The organism is Candidatus Phytoplasma australasiaticum subsp. ipomoeae, from assembly GCF_024425275.1.
GTDB classification, from domain to species: domain Bacteria; phylum Bacillota_I; class Bacilli_A; order Acholeplasmatales; family Acholeplasmataceae; genus Phytoplasma; species Phytoplasma australasiaticum.
On sequence record NZ_JALQCV010000019.1, the window covers coordinates 1 to 3,677 of the forward strand.

The following is a 3,677-nucleotide window of genomic DNA, read 5'->3' on the forward strand; positions in this document are numbered from 1 at the left end:
TTATTCATTCCCTGCTGGAGTTCTCTTTTTAAAGAGTAGCTGTTTGATGAACAACATTGAATTTTATTCAATGTTCGCGAAAGTTTAGTTTCTGGTGAAACCGTTGTTGACATAATATCAACTCCTTTCTCTCGATACCATTGAATAACTAGTAAATTACTTTCTTCTTTCGCCCTATGAGAGCTATTAACTCTCTTCTTGATAAGCCGATTAACTAAATTATTCCAAATTTAGGTTTACCCTTATGACTACTAAAAAGATGCTTTATCCTTGATCATCCAGACTTTTATTTCCGGATTAGTAAATTTAATTACTTAGTTTTAGGATTCTCCAAGTTACTCTAAATTTCGACCTTGATTCTTCAGGGGAAGTACCCTCCTTAGGGAGGCTGATTCCAGGTTCTTTATTTGATAAACTATCCCATACAAACCTATAATATTGATAGCTTCTGGACTGTCCGTTTAAGCAACTTCCGGAACAGGTTCAACGATTACCTCAATTTTCCTTCTTAGGCCATCTCAGGCTTCTCCATCGAATTATTCGGTGGCAGTGTCCTCTTGACTAATTTGCTTTCGTCGCAACCTGCTTTTATGGTCTGCTATAATTCAGTATTCTTTCGTTTACTAAACCGACCATCTCCTTTCAGGGTTTATCAGCCCTGGCTATTGGTTGAATAGCACGAAATTTAGGCCTCTTTGGCGCCCAGGTTTGCGTTGTAGAAGTTGAATCAAAACTATTTTCAGATATTCGATCATCATAATTATTATCAGATTTATTTATTATTTTAAAATTAGAATTATTCGGCTTAATTGTATTGTATGAGTTATAAACGATTATTGAAATAATCATTATTATAAATAAAAAACAAATATTTTTAATTTTTTTCATTAATTAGAATAATCAGGATAGAATAGTTGAGTTTAATAATACATTTATTTCATTATATATCCCAAACTAGCCCCCCACAGAACCGGACAAGCAAGTTTCCAAGCATCCGGCGCCTAATATCTGATTACAGATATTGAAACTCTTTCGCCATGTAAAGGTTATTACCCTTCGCCGTGGTCAGGTTCTTCTAAAATATTCCAATTCTAGAATTAAACTGACGACTACTGTAAGTTTCGCTTTTCCCTTGAGCCTAACAGCTGTTAGTTTTAACCCTTTGGTGGTGCTTTTAGGGAGATCAAAGTTACTCATAAATTCTACGTGCAGTTTTAGGTACAGTTTACGTTCTTTGTTTTGAAAAATTTATTTATTCTTTTCTAAGAACGAATTTTGCTCTCTAAGTGATCCATCAAAGGATTACTAGGAATAATCTTAATTTGCGAAAGATTTACTAAATTAAGCGTCTTAGAGCTCTTGGCTTATAACAACTTGCCATCGAGGTTTATTTATTAACAACATTTTTAACCGTTTAGGGAATTTCACCTTTTCCATTACTGCTAACCTTGCGAATGCTTCCAATTTAGTTGTTTTATTTTACATCGCTTTCATGCTTTTGCTGTTACTTATTACTCTTTCGAGATAATTTGCCAAGCCAATCTTTAGATTTTTATGCGGTCTCATATCAATCGGGATAGATTAACTCGGTTTAGAAAGTGCATTGATAATTTAACTTTCATATTCGCAATTAGCCCCCCACAGAACCGGACAAGCAAGTTTCCAAGCATCCGGCGCCTAATATCTGATTACAGATATTGAAACTCTTTCGCCATGTAAAGGTTATTACCCTTTGCCGTGGTCAGGTTCTTCTAAAATATTCCAATTCTAGAATTAAACTGACGACTACTGTAAGTTTCGCTTTTCCCTTGAGCCTAACAGCTGTTAGTTTTAACCCTTTGGTGGTGCTTTTAGGGAGATCAAAGTTACGACATAATTCTACGAGAAGTGTTAGGTGCAGTTTACAATTGTTGCCAATTGGAGCATTCATAAAAATATTAATAACAATATTTTAATGAAATTAGTGTAGAAAAGGGTTAGTTTTTTAACCATATTGATAATATATATAATACCAAAGTTTTTATATTATATATCTTTCCTAATCCTGGTGTCAATATCTTACCAGAATGTTTACAGATTACCACGCTACTTAACCGCTTAGGGATTTTCACCTTCTCCTTAACTTCTGGTCTGGCGCTGACTTATTGACTAGATATTTCGTCTCATCGCGCTTGCGTGCTTTTGCTGTTATCAATTACTCTTTCGAGATAATTAATCAAGCCCACCTTACAGTGTTTACGTGACCTCTGGAGATTATCACTCCAGGCTATTCGTTAAATAGCGGAATTATGCGCATCTTTTGCGCCCTTATTCCGGATAAGATAGTACGTTAGTCTATTGAATTTATGGCCTCTTTACGCCCTCTTTCTAAATATATTTTTTTAAATATACTATATAATAAAAATTTTATAAAACTTATATAAATACAATTTAATAATAAAATTATGATCATATTGTACTGGATTATTAAAGCTATAATAGTACTTTTATCTTTTTAATTTATATTTTTTTATACCCTCTATCTAAATATATTTTTTTAAATATACTATACATAATAAAAAAATGTATAGCCATATATAAGTATACACAATTTTATAATTTTCAATTTTTTTTATAATTGTTAAAAAACAAAATATTTTATTATCTTAAATCTGATAATAAATTAATGTTATTAAACACACAACACTACAAAAGACTATTTTTTTATTTAAAAACAAAACAATAAATTAAAAATTTTTAAAATAAACAATATACAATAATAAAATCAATAATTTAATTAATAATTAATAATTTTTATTATTATTTGAGCAATGAATAATAAATTAATTATTTTTATTTAATAAATTTATAAATTAGACTGTTTTTTTTTCGATTTTTTAAAAAAATTAGGATTTTTTTATTAATAAATTTTTAGTTTTCTTGTGATTCGAAATAAAAAACCTCTCTTCCGAAAAAGAGAGGTTTTTATTTTTAATTTAATTGATTAAAAAAATAATTATTTTAACGTTTTTGCGAGGTGTTATTATGAGATAAATTAATTCGAGGAATAGGCAATTGATTCATTTGCTCTAATATTTGATTTATATTTTCTTGATTTTGATTTATCATAATTTGTTTATTTCTTAAAAGATTTATTTGTTCTTCTGAAGCGTAAAGTGGTGTATTGTTAATTATTTCTATCATTTCTTGCATTAATAATGAATAATTTTGCTCTAATATTTTTATTTGATTTAAAAAAATTAATTTGGTAGTTATTTGTTGTTGAATATTTAAGTGTTTTTGTTGAGTTAAAATAATTTGTTTATGTATCGTTTCAAGCTGTTCAAATAAAAGTTTTTTGTCATTTTCTGAAACTTGCTGTTCCAAAGCATTAATAACTTCTTGCGCTTTGATTCGTTGTTCTAATAATAAATTTTGATATTTCCTATATTCTCCTAAAGAATTATAAATATTGTTACTTGTTCCAGGATCATTATTATTCATCGCTTTAATTTGATTATTATTATTTATAAATAATAATCCTAAAAAAATAAATAAACAAATACTTATTATTTTAAATTGATTTGATAATTTTAACATTAATTAAATCTCCTATAATTATTTATAATTGTTTTTTTTGGAACTTTCTGGTTTATCAATGGAAGGTGTATGAGAATAATTTTTTCTTAAGTTCATAT

2 protein-coding genes are annotated in these 3,677 nt (G+C 28.6%); both read right to left on the reverse strand.

Annotated features, from left to right (window positions below):
• Nucleotides 1–642: 642 nt before the first annotated feature.
• Complete coding sequence (locus NQK76_RS02345; protein WP_215419685.1) at nt 643–888, reverse strand: hypothetical protein; 246 nt, start codon at nt 886–888, stop codon at nt 643–645.
• A gap of 2,112 nt (nt 889–3,000) precedes the next feature.
• Nucleotides 3,001–3,579: an SVM family protein gene (locus tag NQK76_RS02350; protein WP_255872738.1), complete on the reverse strand. Its 579-nt coding sequence runs from the start codon at nt 3,577–3,579 to the stop codon at nt 3,001–3,003.
• Between the last annotated feature and the right edge of the window lie 98 nt (nt 3,580–3,677).

What these genes read in the sequence shown, in the direction of transcription:
- NQK76_RS02345 (WP_215419685.1), bottom strand. Translation starts at nt 888, where the DNA reads ATGAAAAAAATTAAAAATATTTGTTTTTTATTTATAATAATGATTATT.
- NQK76_RS02350 (WP_255872738.1), bottom strand. Translation starts at nt 3,579, where the DNA reads ATGTTAAAATTATCAAATCAATTTAAAATAATAAGTATTTGTTTATTT.